General features: G+C 42.3%; 13 protein-coding genes. 4 read left to right on the top strand and 9 right to left on the bottom strand.

Annotated features, from left to right (window positions below; genetic code table 11):
- Positions 1 to 100 precede the first annotated feature (100 nt).
- The 3 genes from J3P37_RS04205 to J3P37_RS04195 all read left to right on the top strand — a co-directional run bounded on the left by J3P37_RS04205 (position 101) and on the right by J3P37_RS04195 (position 4248).
- Positions 101 to 877 carry an SAM hydrolase/SAM-dependent halogenase family protein gene (locus J3P37_RS04205; RefSeq protein WP_256009752.1) on the top strand — a complete coding sequence of 259 codons (777 nt, stop codon included), beginning with the start codon at positions 101 to 103 and terminating at the stop codon, positions 875 to 877.
- Positions 878 to 983: 106 nt separating this feature from the next.
- Positions 984 to 2807, top strand: a complete 1824-nt coding sequence (locus J3P37_RS04200) for an ABC transporter ATP-binding protein (RefSeq protein WP_256009751.1) — start codon at positions 984 to 986, stop codon at positions 2805 to 2807.
- Between the two features lie 37 nt (positions 2808 to 2844).
- Entirely contained in the window at positions 2845 to 4248 is a 1404-nt protein-coding gene (locus J3P37_RS04195; protein ID WP_256009749.1) for an MBL fold metallo-hydrolase, read from the top strand.
- Between the two features lie 313 nt (positions 4249 to 4561).
- Here the strand turns inward: J3P37_RS04195 and J3P37_RS04190 are convergent, their stop codons facing one another.
- From J3P37_RS04190 to rpe, 4 genes are all read right to left on the bottom strand, one after another.
- Positions 4562 to 5512: a D-2-hydroxyacid dehydrogenase gene (locus tag J3P37_RS04190; RefSeq protein WP_256009748.1), complete on the bottom strand. Its 951-nt coding sequence runs from the start codon at positions 5510 to 5512 to the stop codon at positions 4562 to 4564.
- A 24-nt stretch (positions 5513 to 5536) separates the two neighbouring features.
- Positions 5537 to 6616, bottom strand: a complete 1080-nt coding sequence (serC, locus tag J3P37_RS04185; RefSeq protein WP_256009747.1) for a 3-phosphoserine/phosphohydroxythreonine transaminase — start codon at positions 6614 to 6616, stop codon at positions 5537 to 5539.
- 74 nt (positions 6617 to 6690) lie between these two features.
- The gene (locus J3P37_RS04180) at positions 6691 to 9123 is read right to left on the bottom strand and encodes a TonB-dependent receptor (protein ID WP_256009746.1); all 2433 of its coding nucleotides are present in this window, start codon (positions 9121 to 9123) and stop codon (positions 6691 to 6693) included.
- Between the two features lie 4 nt (positions 9124 to 9127).
- Entirely contained in the window at positions 9128 to 9799 is a 672-nt protein-coding gene (rpe, locus tag J3P37_RS04175; RefSeq protein WP_256009745.1) for a ribulose-phosphate 3-epimerase, read from the bottom strand.
- Between the two features lie 466 nt (positions 9800 to 10265).
- Between rpe and J3P37_RS04170 the strand changes: the two genes are divergently transcribed.
- The gene (locus tag J3P37_RS04170; protein WP_256009744.1) at positions 10266 to 11132 is read left to right on the top strand and encodes an alpha/beta fold hydrolase; all 867 of its coding nucleotides are present in this window, start codon (positions 10266 to 10268) and stop codon (positions 11130 to 11132) included.
- Between the two features lie 246 nt (positions 11133 to 11378).
- On the opposite strand, the gene J3P37_RS04165 is transcribed toward J3P37_RS04170, so the two are convergent.
- From J3P37_RS04165 to J3P37_RS04145, 5 genes are all read right to left on the bottom strand, one after another.
- A complete protein-coding gene (locus J3P37_RS04165; RefSeq protein ID WP_256009743.1) occupies positions 11379 to 12197 on the bottom strand; it encodes a phosphatase PAP2 family protein in 819 nt (272 codons plus the stop codon).
- 386 nt (positions 12198 to 12583) lie between these two features.
- Entirely contained in the window at positions 12584 to 13006 is a 423-nt protein-coding gene (locus J3P37_RS04160; RefSeq protein ID WP_256009742.1) for a hypothetical protein, read from the bottom strand.
- Between the two features lie 55 nt (positions 13007 to 13061).
- Complete coding sequence (abc-f, locus tag J3P37_RS04155) at positions 13062 to 14648, bottom strand: ribosomal protection-like ABC-F family protein (protein ID WP_256009741.1); 1587 nt, start codon at positions 14646 to 14648, stop codon at positions 13062 to 13064.
- A 254-nt stretch (positions 14649 to 14902) separates the two neighbouring features.
- Positions 14903 to 15826 (bottom strand): AraC family transcriptional regulator, encoded by a 924-nt coding sequence (locus tag J3P37_RS04150; protein ID WP_256009740.1) that lies wholly within the window; start codon positions 15824 to 15826, stop codon positions 14903 to 14905.
- Positions 15827 to 15941: 115 nt separating this feature from the next.
- Entirely contained in the window at positions 15942 to 16364 is a 423-nt protein-coding gene (locus J3P37_RS04145; protein ID WP_256009739.1) for a DUF1810 domain-containing protein, read from the bottom strand.
- Between the last annotated feature and the right edge of the window lie 48 nt (positions 16365 to 16412).

Genomic DNA, 16412 nt, shown 5'->3' with positions numbered 1-16412 from the left:
TATGCTTTTTTTAGTTTTTGACTTATTATGTGCAATTAAAATTCAATATTTGCAGGCTGAAATCTGTATCACAAGATTAATAATTAATATTCACATTTTAATGGCAATAATAACTTTAACAACCGATTTAGGTTACAAAGATTTTTATCAGGCTGCTCTGAAAGGAAGCATTCTGAGCCTGTTGCCAACGGTTAATATTGTTGATATCACACACAGCATTTCAGCGTTTAACATCCCGCAGGCTGCTTTCGTTTTAAAAAACGCTTTCCACTACTTTCCGGCTGGTACTGTACACCTGATCGGTATTGATTCTGTGTATAGCGATCATACCCGCTACCTTGGAGTAAAGTATAAAGGCCATTATTTTGTGGGTGCTGACAACGGGATCTTTTCGCTGATGTTCGACACTCCCCCAGAGGAGATGGTTGAGCTTCATATTATGCAGGATCTTAAATTCCTGCACTTTCCGCTTTCCGATATATTCTCTAAAGCATCCTGCCATATTGCCGACGGAGGCAAATTAAATGATATAGGAATTCCCGTGGAGGAGCTGGAGGAGAAAGTGAACCTTCACCCCGTGATAGAACGTGATACTATTCGCGGAAGCGTCATTTATATTGATGGCTTTCAGAATGTGATCACTAACATTTCCAAAGACCTGTTTTCCAAAGTTCAGCAGAACAGGCCCTTCACCCTGTACTTCCGGAAAAGCGAATCGATCTCCCAGCTTAGCTGGCATTACAACGAGGTTCCTGAAGGCGAAAAACTTTGTTTGTTCGGGATCAGCAACCACCTCGAAATTGCTATCAACAAAGGAAATGCCAGCGGCCTTCTCGGTTTGCATCTGGGCGATATTGTACGGGTTGAATTTCATTAAATCATTTAAATTACGTTTAAATTACGCTTAACTGATTATCTCTAAAAATTCATTTGAATAAAAATTTATTTTTGTGTGCGCTATAATGCGCTTTTATTTAGGATCGATGGCCCGGAACAGATTTAATAGCGGAACTACACCGGAAGAAGAACTTCCAAAAGTAAAACTAAACAAAGCAAGTATACAGAAAGCAGAAGGGCTTTTAACCTACCTGAAACCTTATAAATGGAAGTTTATTATTGGTTTAATATTCCTTTTTATTTCCAGTTTAACAGGCCTGGCCTTCCCTTCACTGCTTGGAGCTATGATAGATGCCGCGCAGGGAAAGCACAAATTTGATTTCATCCACCCAAGTATCAATGCCCTGGGTTATACTGCTTTTATTATTCTTTTCATTCAATCTTTCGTATCCTACTTCAGGGTCCGTTTATTTGTAGAGGTGGCAGAAAAAACCATTGCCGATGTAAGACGCGATACCTATTTCAAGCTGATCACCTTACCTATGGATTTCTTTGCAAACCGACGGGTAGGTGAATTGAACAGCCGTCTTTCTGCCGACCTTTCGCAGATCCAGGATACCATTACCACTACACTCGCCGAGATGATCAGGCAAATTGTGCTGTTGGTTGGTGGAATTGCTTTCCTGATCTTTGTATCTCATAAACTTACTCTATTTAATCTGGCAGTATTGCCGGTCCTGGTGATATCCGCTATATTCTTTGGCCGGCTAATCCGCAAGATATCCAGGCAAGCCCAGGACAAGCTGGCTGAGTCGAACACAATTGTCCAGGAAACCTTGCAGGGAATTGCCAACGTAAAGGCCTTTGCCAATGAATCTTACGAAGCTAAACGGTATGATAAAAGTCTTCGGGAGGTTGTTCAAATTGCTTTAAAAGGCGCAACTCTGAGAGGTGGCTTTGCTTCCTTTATCATTTTTTGTCTGTTTGGCGCTATCGTAGGCGTAATATGGTATGGCTCCATTCTGGTTCTTCAGGGCGAACTGTCGGTTGGTGATTTAACCACTTACATCCTCTATTCCATGTTCGTTGGCGCTGCTATGGGTACCTTCCCCGACCTTTATGCCAATGTTCAAAAAGCCCTGGGTGCAACAGAACGTGTCATTGAAATTCTTTCAGAAAAGAACGAAGCAGTTTCTATGGAAGCTTCGGAAAATATAACCAAGCAAGTGATCAAAGGCGATCTGGCCTTCAACGATGTTCACTTCTCCTATCCTTCGCGCAAAGAAGTGGAGGTTTTGAAGGGCTTGTCCTTTAGTGCCAAAGCAGGCGAAAAGGTAGCCATCGTAGGTCCAAGCGGTGCAGGTAAATCAACCATAGCTTCGCTCATTTTACGCTTTTACGAACCGCAGCAAGGGGGCTTGCTTTTTGACAACAGACCTTCAGAAAGCTTTGCCCTTACTGACATCCGGAACCAGGTTGCTATTGTACCGCAGGACGTCCTTCTTTTCGGCGGCACCATTCGGGAAAATATCGCTTACGGCAAGTTAAATGCTTCCGACGAAGAGATAATCACTTCGGCTAAACAGGCCAATGCACATCATTTCATCCAGCACCTGCCGGAAGGCTATGATACGATCGTAGGTGACAGGGGAATGAAATTATCAGGCGGCCAGCGTCAGCGCATAGCCATTGCACGCGCCCTGCTTAAAGATCCGGCTATTTTGATACTGGACGAAGCTACCTCATCTCTCGACTCTGAATCAGAGCGGCTGGTGCAGGAGGCGCTTGAGGTTCTGATGAAGAACCGTACGTCCATAATTATTGCACACCGTCTCTCTACTATCCGCGAGGCGGATAAGATTGTGGTACTTGAAAAGGGCCAGGTGATTGAGATTGGTACACATGAAGAACTAATTCAAAACGAAGAAGGACTATACCGCTATTTAAGCCAGCTTCAGTTTGAAGCTTAATTTGGGGGCTTTAAGCAGTAAACTCGAAAAACATTAAATGAAACTAACCATTTGGGGGGCTGCGCGGCAAGTAACGGGCAGCATGCATCTTTTAGAAACCGGCAACTATAAAATACTTATTGATTGCGGGCTCGACTATGAAAAGGATACCAGGCTGGAGGAAAACGAATATTTTCCTTTCGATCCGGCCAGCATCGACGTATTAATATTAACTCACGCACATATTGACCATTCGGGAAATATTCCGACCCTGATCAGGATGGGCTTCGATGGGCAGATACTATGCACCCCTCCTACTGCGGATCTTACCGAACTATTATTGCTCGATTCCGTTAATATCTTTCTTAAAAAGGAAAAAAAGCACTCCAAACGAAGACGCGGACATTCATCGGGTCCGAAGGCGCTGTACCTGCAAAAGCATGTGATGGAAACAACCGAGCGTTTTGTAACGATCAGTTTCAATAAACTCTTTCGTCTTAATGGAGATATCAGCCTGGAATTCGTTCCTGCCGGTCATCTATTAGGAGCCGCAGCAGTGGTCCTAAACGTGAACGAGCACGGCGTCGAAAAGAAGATCGCCTTTACAGGGGACATAGGCCGCGCGAATTATCCGGTGATTGTTGATCCGGAGCCATTGCCTCCGGTAGATTATCTGGTTTGCGAATCAACATATGGCGGACGCTACCATACGAAGGATAAAACCGTTGAACAGGTACTGGTGGAAACCATCGACAATGCCTGTATTAAAAACCCCGGCCGGCTGATCATACCGGCTTTCAGCATCGGCAGAACGCAGGCGCTGGTATATTCTTTGAATAAGATTTTCTCGGCTGGATTACTTCCGAGGGTGAAGATCTTTGTCGATAGCCCGCTGGCAAATTATGCAACCGAAGTATTCCGCAAACATCATAGTTACCTGAACGAAGAGGCTCAGGATTTCTATCTTCGAAAAGGCGACGAGTTTGAGTTCGAGAACCTGTACTATATACAGAACCTGCAGGAAAGTAAGGATGTATCAAATTATTTCGAACCCTGCATCATCGTCTCTTCGGCCGGAATGCTGGAAGGAGGCCGTATCCAGGATCACCTGTTCTATAACGTACAAAATTACTACTGCACCATCCTTTTTATCGGCTACAGTGCAAAAGGTACCCTTGGACATCGCCTTTTACGCGGGGATCCTGTAGTTCATATTCGGGACAGAGAATTGGCCGTATATGCTACCATCAAACAAACCGATACTCTAAGTGGTCATGGCGATCATGGCGACCTCCTAAGGCTTATTCAGAGCCAGGATAAGGCTCAGATAAAGAAAGTGTTCCTCGTACATGGAGAGCCTGAAAGTATGCAGGCCTTAAGATCAGATCTGGTACAGGATGACCAGGGCTACCAGGATGATCAGGTAGTGATCCCAGAAAAGGGAGAAGTGTTTGAGTTGTAATTCAAAGCCATGTCTTGACGCCGAATCAAGGTATCCAAAGCTAATATTAGCTCGTTATGCCGATTCTAAATCAAGTTCAGGGCAAAGAAGCTCTTAACACGGTCGTCATGCCGAATTTATTTCGGCACCTCTTGAACTTAAGGACAAACTCAGGCAAGAGGTCCTAAAACAAGTTCAGGATGACGAAAAAATGAGTTGCGCTGCTAGTGAATAGGTGCCGTGTGTTAAACAAAAACCTACTTAAAGACATACTCACAAAAAAAGCCAATGAGCGCTGCTCATTGGCTTTTTATATTAACCTCTACTTCTTCTTTTATTTCTTAAAGAAATCAATGATCAGGTTTGCAAGTTCAACACCAATACGTTCCTGGGCTTCATTAGTAGCAGCGCCAATGTGCGGTGTTAAAGAGATCTTTGGATGAGTCAGGATATCCTGAAGAGGAGTTGGCTCATTATCAAAAACATCCAGACCAGCGAAAGCAACTTGTCCAGAGTTTAAAGCTTCAATTAAAGCAGGCTCATCGATAGTACCACCACGAGAGCAGTTAACGATACCTACGCCTTTTTTAACTTTAGCAAACTCTTCTGCACCTAAAACAGGTTTTTCGGTGAAAGGAATATGTAAGCTGATGAAATCAGATTCTGTAAGAACCTGCTCTAAGCTAGCCTTAGTTACAGGAACCTTAACATTGATCCCACCTGTTAAGTTAAGCTCCAGTTCTGCAGGAACATCATACAGATCGAATGCAAGAACTTCCATACCTAAACCCAGGGCGATCTTAGCAGTTTCGCGACCTATACGGCCAAAGCCGATGATACCGATCTTTTTACCTTTTAGCTCAATACCTTTAGCATAAGCTTTTTTAAGGTCGTTGAACTTAGTACCGCCTTCAACAGGCATCTTACGGTTAGAATCGTGTAAGAACCGGATACCAGTGAATAAATGAGCAAAAACCAGCTCTCCTACCGAAGGAGATGAAGCTGCCGGAGTATTAACTACCGCAAGACCTTTGCTTTTTGCATACTCCACATCAATATTATCCATTCCAACACCACCACGGCCAATAAGCTTAAGGTTTGGAACAGCGTCGATCAGATCTTTACGAACTTTGGTAGCACTACGAACGGTGATCGCATCATAGTTTTTAAGTGCTTCAGGTAGCTGATCCTGTGGTATATTTTGTGTATCAACGGTAAAGCCGGCAGCTTCAAGCAATTGCTTTCCTACTGCATCAATACCATCATTGGCTAGAATTCTTATCATTATATAATTGAATTTAAGTACAAATTAGCTGCTTTGTTTAGCTGTTTTTTCTGCAAACTCCTGCATCGTTTCAATCAGGGCATGAATAGCTGTGATCGGCAATGCATTATAAATTGAAGCTCGGAAGCCACCAACACTGCGGTGTCCTTTGATGCCTACCATACCGCGTTCTTCCGCGAATTTCAGGAATGGTTTTTCCAGCTCAGGATTCTGCATCACGAAACAAACGTTCATTCTTGAGCGGTCTTCCACAGCACAAGTTCCTTTAAATAAAGGATTCCTGTCGATCTCTGCGTAAAGAGCTGAAGCCTTAGCGATGTTCTCTTTTTCGATCTGCTCTACACCACCTTTAGATTTCAACCATCTAAGGTTCAACAAGGAAGTATAGATGGCGAACACCGGGGGAGTGTTGTAAAGTGATTTGTTATCTGCATGGATCTTATAATCAAGCATTGATCCTAATTTCCTGCCAGACTTTCCAAACAACTCATCCTTAACGATCACCAAGGTTACACCTGCAGGACCCATATTTTTCTGAGCACCAGCGTAGATCAATCCAAAGTCTGCCACGTTGATCGGACGGCTTAAAATGTCGGAAGACATATCGCTAACCAATGGAACCGGAGAAGAAGGGATTGTATGCAGTTCGGTACCAAAAATAGTGTTGTTAGTAGTTATATGAAAATATGCCGCATCGGCAGGGATTTCATAATCTTTTGGAATGAAAGTATAATTTGATTCTTTAGATGTTGCTACTACATTAACATTACCAAACAATTTAGCTTCTTTCAAAGCTTTGCTCGACCATGCGCCTGAATCAAGGTAGGCAGCAGTTTGCCCCTCTGGTAACAGGTTCATCGGAACCATTGAGAATTGTAAACTTGCACCTCCCTGAAGAAATAGTATTGAATACCCATCAGGAACATTCAATAACTCTTTTACAAGGCGGGTGGCTTCTTCTACCACGGCTTCAAATTCAGGAGCTCTGTGCGATATTTCCAAAATTGATAAACCGGTATCATTAAAATTTAGAACAGCTTGAGAAGCCTGTTTAAATACTTCCTGAGGTAGAATACAAGGGCCTGCGCCGAAATTAAATTTCATTGTTAGTACGTTTTGTTGAGGCCCCAAATTTAAAAGAATTATATCTTTTTATTTACAGATTTATAGCTTTTTATTTACTTATTTTTAATTTTAGCAATAATCTTAAAATTCAGTTGCCGGGATGTTAAGTGGTTGGGAATAGCAAACTGCTTATTGTTTACATCCTTAATCCAGAGATAGGATACTGTATTGTTGATATTAAGCAAGTTAAACACTTCAGCATAAAGCATCAGCGAGTTCAGATATCTGTTCATGAACCCCAGGTACCGGCCACTGCTTCCCTCCAGGAAATTCTTTGAGAAGCCAATATCCACGCGTCTGTAAGCCGGAATCTTGAATTCATCAGCATAGCGTTCTGTTTGCGGAGGTCCTGCAGGTAATGCAGATCCGTACAAGATTGATAAATGCACCTTATATGTCGGACTGTTAAAAAGCTTATCCTGGAAAAAGGCGGAAAAGTTAATTCGCTGATCAGTGGGCCGTTTCAGATACCCTGGCTCTATACGGGTAGTGCTTCCGTCGGCTTCCTTACGGGAATAAAAATCTCCCTCAATATCTTCGGCGGTTTTCATAAGCGATAACCTGAATGAAGATTCCAGGCCTTCCACAAACTCGCCACTGACGCTAAGATCGGCACCTGTTGCATAACCTTTTGCCTGCTGTCCGGCAAAATACCGGATGCGCAGGTTTTCAATCTTGTAAGGAACCAGATTATCCAACTTCTTATAATAGATCTCGGATGTAAATTTCATGGAATTACCCCATTTCTTAAACCTGTAGTCTGATCCAGCCAGGAAATGCCATGATTGCTGGGCCTTGCTGCCACTGTATATATTCCCCTGAAAATCTCTCATCTCTCTGTAGAAAGGGGGCTGATTATAAGATCCCGCCGAAAAACGAAATCTCAGGTTTTGATTTTCCGGCTGATAGGCAGTGTTGATCCTGGGACTTAACAATAACTCGTCTGTAAAAGAGTTGTAATTAGCGCGTAAGCCAGCAGTTAAGGTTAGTTTTTCCGTTAAGGAAAAAGTATTCTGTACGAAACCCGAGATACGACGAGTGAGCACACTATTGTCGGCAAAAGCCACATCGCGCAATACTATAGGACCGGGAACATAAGGAAGAATATATCCGGCTGAATCCGTGTACGCGTATTCATTCAACTCATCGTTTATCCGGTCGAGCTGGAAACGGGCGCCTGCCTCCCAATAGGAAGATCCTTTTTGCAAATAACCCTTAAGCTCTGAAGCATAGACCTTCGACTTTAAGAAGTTCCTGCCATGATCGAAATCGACACCAAAGCCCCTTCCCGCGCGGATCTGTCCAAAATCGGAGGTACTTTCGTCTGTCTCCACACCATCAAAAACGTATTGTCCTTCAATGTCGAACGTTTCTTCTTCCCGGATGACGAAGGCTGAGTTTATCCATTTCAAGCCGAACTGTGCATTGGGTTTATAGGCAAGACTTAATGCTCCGGCAAAGGCTTCATAACGGTCTTTCTCTGAACCTTCGTAATCAACCGACAAGCGATATTGTTCGTTGACTGTACCAAAGACCGTTTCACGGCTTTGAGGAATAAGAGTGAAACGGTTTAAATTATAATCTCCAAAAATCGAGACTTCCCATTTCTCATTTAACCGGGACGAATGATACAGCTGCACATCGTAAAATTTCGGCTGATAACTTCCTGCTACCGGTTGCGTCTTTAATATACTCTGATTGGTCTTGGTTCTTAAGCCAAATAAAGTGAAGCCATTTTTGGTAGGTAGCTTTGCGGTAGCTGAGAGTCCGAGCAAACCGCCAGACAATATCAGCTGCTGGCTATCGGGACGATTATACTTCACGTCGAGCACTGAAGAAAGCTTTTCGCCATACTTAGCTTCAAAGCCGCCCGCGGAAAAGTTCGCCTGGCTTACCAGTTCGGGATTGATAAAACTTAGACCTTCCTGCTGACCGTTTCTGACAAGCATCGGCCTGAAGATCTCCAGGTCGTTTATATAGACCAGATTTTCATCAAAGTTTCCTCCCCTCACGGAATACTGGGCACTTAATTCATTATTTGCTGATACGCCCGGCAGGGTTTTCAGCAAGGATTCGAAATTACCGGATGCCGCAGGATTGTTTGCTATAAGCCCCGCATCAATAGTAGTTAGATTTCCAGCAGAGCGCTTCCTGGAATTTACTTCCACCTGGTTCAACTGACGGACGTCTTTCTTTAAAGACACATCTTTTTTAACCTCAGAAAGCCCCATCCCATCAACTACAACCGTTTCTGAAATAAAGCCTGTTAAGCTGAACAATAGTGTGAAAACCTTTTTTGGGGAGGTCAGGGAATAAGATCCGTCTATTTTGCTTAAGGTTTTAACTGAAGTTCCCCTAATGCTGATGTTTACGTTTTCCAGAGCTTCCCCTTGCTCTGATCTCACCTCGCCTGAAATATGTAATGATCTTTGAGCAAAAGCATTACTAAACGCTAGAAAAAGGATTACAACAAACAGGCTCCTCATTAAATTAAACTTGCATCAGGTTATGAGGAACTGCCTTCAGACCGGAAATGATCTTTTGTGGTTCTGCAGCACTGAATACAAAGTTTCCGGCTACCAGGACATTGGCTCCCGCCTTTAGTAACAAGGGCGCGTTTTCACTATTTACTCCCCCGTCAATTTCAATTAAAAGGTTTTCGTTCCTACCCGACGCCATTGCTTTTAAAGTGCGGATCTTGCGGTAAGTATTTTGAATAAATTTCTGCCCGCCAAACCCCGGATTAACCGACATGATCAAAACCATATCAATATCCTCAATGATATCATCCAAAACACTTACCGGAGTATGGGGATTTAAGGCAACCCCTGCAATACAGCCCAGGTCTTTTATCGCCTGAACAGTACGATGTAAATGCGTACAGGCTTCATAATGGACCGTTATGGTTGCTGCCCCGGCCTTTTTAAACTGACTTAAATAACGGTCGGGATCAACGATCATTAAATGCACATCTAAAGGCTTTTTTGCATGCTTTGACAATGCCTCTAAAACAGGAAAACCGAAGGAAATATTTGGAACAAATACACCATCCATTATATCTACATGAAACCAATCAGCCTCGCTAGTGTTCACCATCTCAATATCCCGCTGAAGGTTTCCAAAATCTGCTGCCAAAACTGATGGCGCTACCAGGTGTTTCATACTGCAAACTTATAAATTCTTTTTTTTGAATGGGGATTTGTTTTTTAAGATTTCAGATCCAGGATCAAGCGGAAAAGTTGGGGGATGTCTTTCCTTCGTCATCCTGAACTTGTTTCAGGACCTCTTGCTTAAGCATGTCCTTTATAGTCCAAGAGTTGCCGAATCCTGAACTTGATTCAGGATCGGCATGATCCACCGACTTAAAAAGATGCTCTTGAAAAGATAAAAATGCTCCCGCCTTCAAAAGGCAGAGAGCACAGGTAGATATAGGGCGAACGCCTGATTGGACCGCAAATTTAAAAAATCCAGTCAAAAGAATCGTCTTAAATCTAAGTTAATTCAATCTTACTAATCCAAATCCGGCAAATCGATCCTGAAACATTCTCTTCCTCTGAAAGTTATCTTGTATTAAGTTTTCAGCTGGTTACACTCAAAAGTTTTAACTCATAACTTCAACTTACATACTATGAATTTCATTAAATCGCAAAACCCCGACGGATCTACGGTGAATCTTTATTATCAGGATCAGGGTACGGGCGCACCCGTAGTTTTTATCCATGGCTGGCCTTTAGACCACCAGATGTGGGAATACCAGGTAAGTGTGTTACCCAACTTTGGATTCAGGTGCATCACCTACGACCGCAGAGGCTTTGGCAAGTCGGACAAGCCCTGGGAAGGTTACGACTATAATACACTTGCCGACGACCTGAAAGCAGTATTAGACCAGCTTGATCTGCACAATGTCACCCTGATCGGTTTCTCCATGGGTGGAGGAGAAATTGTTCGATACTTTAGCCGCCACCAGGGTAACAGGGTTTCTAAAGTGGTTTTGATAAGTTCAGTAACACCATATTTCTTACAAACTGAAGAGAACCCCGATGGTGTTCCCCAGGAAAAAATAACAGAGATCACCGAAAGCCTGCAGGAAGATCGTGCTGGTTTTCTTCAAACTTTTATTAAACAGTTTTATGGTGTAAGCCTTTTAAGTCGCCCGGTAAGCCAGGGAGTGCTCGATTGGGACTTCTCAATAGCAATGCAGGCGTCAGCCAAGGCAACTCTGGATTGTGCACATTCATTCGCTGAAACCGATTTTACCCGCGAAATGCGCCACATCAATGTGCCTGCGCTGATCATCCATGGCGATAGCGACGAAACTGTTCCAATAAAAGCCACCAGCGATCAGGCCGCACTGTTAATACATGATGCCGAGTACATTGTTTATGAAGGTGCACCTCACGGTTTATTCTTTACCGAGAAAGAAACGTTAAACGGCGAACTCATCCAGTTTATGCAAGTTGAGAGCAATCCTGTGTCGAATACATCAACATTGTAACAAACTTTTCTAAGCACAAAACCCTCTGTCCTGAGAGTTAGCGCAGCGCTCTCAGGATCCACGAATAAAAAAGAGTTTCCGACTCGCTAAAGCGCCATACAAAACGCCTAACGAGTCAGAGACTCTCTTTTATTGCTAATCCTTAGTCCCCAATGCTTTTCAGCCCAGGCTACAGACTAAGGACAGTACTGTTAGTTTCGCAACGGCCACGTGCCGCGTGCGCCTAATGATAAACAAGTCTTTGCTTTAAAACTTATACGATAGCTGTAATCCATCATACTCCAGCGTTTTAACAGGCACGATACTTAAGTTATTCCCGGTTGTTTTCTTATGTAAATGCGGAACAAGTATCCCAGCCCCCGCTCCTACAGCGTAACCAAGCAGGTTATCACTTAGAAAATGATTCCCGCCCTTTAGACGACAATACCCTACTACCGCAGGCAAAGCCGCAGCTGCTGCCCATACATAAGGTTTTGCACGAGAATCCGGGTTAAAATCACTAAACACTTTTGCTGCAAAGAACGAAGCGGAAGCCGTTGCAGCGGTATGTCCGGCAAAGAAGGAACGCTGAGCGCCTTTTTTCATTCGTTCTTCCAGAGGAGCCTTGGTACCGTAGGTGTATGGCCTGCTCCGGTTTATACTTCCCGCTGTTAAAGTAAATGCAGCCCCGGTGATAGCCATGGTTTCTACATACATTGCCAGTATTTGACCTGCGTGACTGCGTTCGTTTTTAGTGAACAACATGGCCACCGGCATCGCAAAAGAGGCATAAAATGGGTAATAACTGAATTTATCTATTGATTCAGAATAATAACCAGCGCTAAAACGATCGAAACCCGGCACATCAGATTTATCTTTTGCTGCAAGTTCTTCGACGGTTAATCCTTTTTTATCATTTATCAGTTTAAGCCCCAGAACATTCAAACCCACAGCTCCGGCTATTATAGGACCGTCAACTGCCAGGCTGGTTTTGTAAGGCGACTCAGATCCGCTTTCGGTGATCTGACCGATTGCCGGAAACTGTAAAATTGAGAGCGAACAAAGTAATGCTATAATTATTTTCATGAGTGTTATGTTTATTTAAAGCCTAACACTATTCCATTTTAAATAGTTTGAAGATGGCTTTAAAAAGACTGATTATTTAAACGTGTATTAAGCTCCCACGAATTTCCGGCTCTTCGAAATTTGCAATTTCGAAGCATTATCAAAGGATCTGTGATCCGAGTTGAGCTACACGTATGTACAATACCTGGCACCTCCGCCCGTCAGACAAGGGCGCTTAATTTACTACCCAATAAATTTCCAGCCATTGAAAGATTGAAATGTTAATAAATGTTAAAATTCTTTAACATTTTATCACAGTAGCTATATTTGTTACGGTTTATAATTGGTTAGTAAAAGCCTTCACTCTCCCCGTTTGAAGGCTTTTCGTTTTTTAAACCACCTGAAGTTTATTGTAACATATAGACATTATAGTCATACCCTGTGGCGTGCGGCAAAACACCGTAATATTTAATTTGCTGTGCTGAGTGTTCAAAAATGACGTATTTGACACCATCAATGATCAGCTCTCCATTTTCTCTATTGTAAGAATAACTAAGGACTACTTTAGATAATTCTGCTTCATCACACTTTTCGCCATTTCTCGTAATCTCTAAAACTCCATCCTTTTTAAAATGATAAATATCGTCCTGAATACAGGTTGGAACGCTGTGATAGGTAAAAAGACCCGGGGGACGCGAAGAAGGATTTTTATCCCTTATTCCCATCTTCCAGGTTTTAGAGGTTAGGAAATCAGTCGCGTCATCCTTATCCTTTTTACACCCGAACATAATAAAGAGTAACATAATGATGGAAGCCAAACGTAATTTCATAAAAATTAAATTTCAAAGTGCAGCAAATATAAATCAACGAATCAAATAATAAATATCACAACATAATTACTCTTTCCACATTCACCTGTTCCAAAAAAGCTTCATCATGCGAAACAACCAAAATCGTTCCCTGGTAATCATTAATTGCTGCTGTTAATATTTCCATATTCTGAATATCCAGGTTGTTAGTGGGTTCATCTAGAACAATGAGGTCAGGGGCCTGATTACGTATATTAAGACAGCAAAGCATTAAGCGCATTTTTTCACCACCGCTGAGGGTGATGCAGGGCTTATCCCAATATTCATTATTAAATAAAAAGCGGTTTAAGCGGGTCTTTACATCGTGTTCCTGCAATGCAAAAATATTGTATTTCTGAGCCTGCTCATAAACTTTTACTTCATTTTCGATAAGAGAATAATCCTGGTCGATATACACCGATTCGATATTCGCTCTTTGGATTTTACCGGACAGCGGCTCTGCTTTGCCAAGTATGAGCTGAATCAGGGATGTTTTGCCAGAGCCATTCAGCCCTTTCAATGCAATTCGTTCTCCACTGCTTATGCGGAAGGTTAAAGGTTCCGGCCAAAGCATCGTACTTCCATAACCGAAATTGACATCCGTGGCTGTAATTAATACTTTACCGGTATGGAGTGCAGATCTATCAAAGTTAAACTTCATTTTGTCCGTCTCCGGCAAGTCCTTACGAAGCTCGCTAAGATCCTGTGAAATAGCACCTACCTTTTCGGAATGAATTCCCTTCATCTTAGCAGTACTTTTCTCGGCATTGTTTCGCAAAGTGTTCATCACTATGGTCGGCAAGCCTGCTTTCTCCTGCTTTTTCTTCCCGCGGGCGTCGAGTTTCTGCTGCCTTTCTAAAGCTTCACGGGCGATGTCTTTAGCTTTCCTGAGAGCCTTTTCTTTAGCTTTCAGATCATGATTTAAGGCATTACTTTCAAGCTGTTTTTGCTCGTGATAAAAATCAAAATTTCCGCCATAGCGAGTTATTCCCTTTTTGTTTAATTCATAAACTTCATCAAGGAGGTTCAACAGCTTCCTGTCATGACTCACCACCACCAGGGTCGATGAAGTTGACCTGATAAATTCGTAGAGCAATTTCCTGCCCCAGGAGTCAAGGTGATTACTAGGTTCGTCCAGTAACACTATAGTAGGCCGGTGAATCAAAATACCAGCAAGGAATACTTTTGTTTTTTGCCCGCCACTGAGAGTACCCATTTTTTGCCTCAAATCAAAACCCTCAAGATTCCATTGAGACATTGCTGTCCAACAGCGTTCCTCAATCGTCCAATCATCATTTAAAATGGCAAGATTCTCTTCATTGACGTCGCCATTGAGAATTTCATTCATCGCCCGTAATTTTCCATCTACCCGCAGAGCCTCGGCGATAGTAAGATCTTTAAATTGACCAAAGATTTGAGGTATATAGTATGGGTCGTCGGCAGTATAAACCGAACCTGCCGAAGGCTTTAATTCCCCTGCCAGAATTTTCAGGAGCGTAGATTTCCCGGCACCGTTATTTCCGATAAGGGCAACCTTATGATTTTTAATAATGTTGAGATTTATATTCTCAAACAATAAATCTTTATTTGGATGTATATATGTAAGATTTTGAATAATAAGCATGTAATTTCTTTCTTAAGATGAATAATGACTTGGGGCACCAGGTGGCAAGCAGTTATTTTTGAAAGAAACTAAATCCTACATGATCAGAGTTTTGAGGTTGGGTCTTTTTGCTGTTGCAAAGATAATAATTGTAATTAATAAATTAAGATAGATTTTAGCTGTAAGCCTACAACACCAAGTTACCGTTCCATTTCCTTTCCCGATGTTTCTCCCAACTGTCTCCGGTAAGCAAGAGGCGTTCTCCCTGTGATCTCCTATTCAACAGGAATACAAAAGTCGACAATACACTTCCTTTCGGGATGTTCATTAAAATTGTTATGATAGATCTCGAAAGGATTTCTGTCGGCCTTTTTATATCCGTTTTCGTTCATCCAGATAAATAATCCTGTCCATGACCTTTCAAACTCCTCAAGTCCGATTTCAAAACTGCCTACAATAATTTTCCCTTCCTCAATAGAAGTAAGGCCGATCCCAGAACCCGTATCTAAACTAGTCTTTGATTCTGTATTCAAAGTGATGCAGGCACTCATCCTTACCTTCTTAGCTTCGGTTATTTTAAAACTATCATGGTAAATGGTAACCATTTTTGCCTGTTCATTTATCAGCCCCTTAGGTCTGGCCCATCGAATTAACTGTTCATAAGCGGCTCCCAAATTCTGAGGTCCGATACTTGACGAATAAGCCAGTTCCATCCTCGACATTCTTTTGATCTCAATCTTTGCATTCATTTTTATCCATTCTTTAAGATTATTAATGATGCAAATGTATTTTTCAGTTTCAGAATGCTTTTGACCATTCTTGCTTTCAAGTTGGCTAATCTTGCTAAACTTGTTTGCGTTCTGCTTCCTGAATTCCGTCGGACTGACATTGTAGAATCTTTTAAAGGTCCGCGTGAAAGATGAAATATCATTGAATCCATATTTCAGCGAAATTTCCCTTACACTCGTGTTTCTATGCATCAGGTAAGCAGCTGATTTTTCCACCCGTCGCCTTGTAACATACTCATTTAATGTTTCCTGAGTTATCGTCTTGAAAATCCTGTGAAAATGAAAAGGAGAGAAACAGGCAATTTCTGAAACCGTATTTAATGAAAGATCAGAATCGAGATTATCATCAATGTATTGGAACACCCGGTTAATTCGGTTCTTATAATCTGTGAGGATTTCGTTTTCTGTCACTTTTACTTCTATTAAGTACAGGAATGCAAGACTCTTCGATAGCGCTTAAAGTTTTTCGTTTCAGAAACGAAAGATGATCACTATTACGATTCCGGCAAGCATGAAGTCTTACCTGCTATCCAATCAATCGCAGGGTAGCATCATCCTTTTTACCCTCAAAAAACTTTTCAAGCACTGCTTCAAATACCGGATCCGCACCCGGAACCATAGCAAAAAGAGTCATTGACGAACGCAGTTTCATATCGTCTGGGCTGCCCATGATGTATGTCGCATCATTTCCCGGAAGCTGCAGAAGGGCTTTAGTTATTTCAACCAGACGACCACCCAATACAGGATGAGCCAGGTAAGCGGTTGCTTCCGCCAAATCTTTAATACCGTAATGTTGCGCCATCTGACTAAAACCCAATCCCTTCATTTGCGGAAAAATGTACCACATCCAGTGGCTGCGTTTACGGCCGGCTTTAATCTCAGAAAGCGCAATAGCATAATCCTGCTCCTGGGCACTAATAAATCTTAGAAGATCAGTGTTATTCTCCATCCTTTGATACTCCTTTTGGTTTACAAAACTATTAAAAGTTTGTTGCCT

It is taken from the genome of Desertivirga xinjiangensis, from assembly GCF_024436435.1.
Lineage (GTDB): Bacteria > Bacteroidota > Bacteroidia > Sphingobacteriales > Sphingobacteriaceae > Desertivirga > Desertivirga xinjiangensis.
Note: the sequence above shows the minus strand (reverse complement) of the source record. Positions and strands in the feature narration are given on the sequence as shown.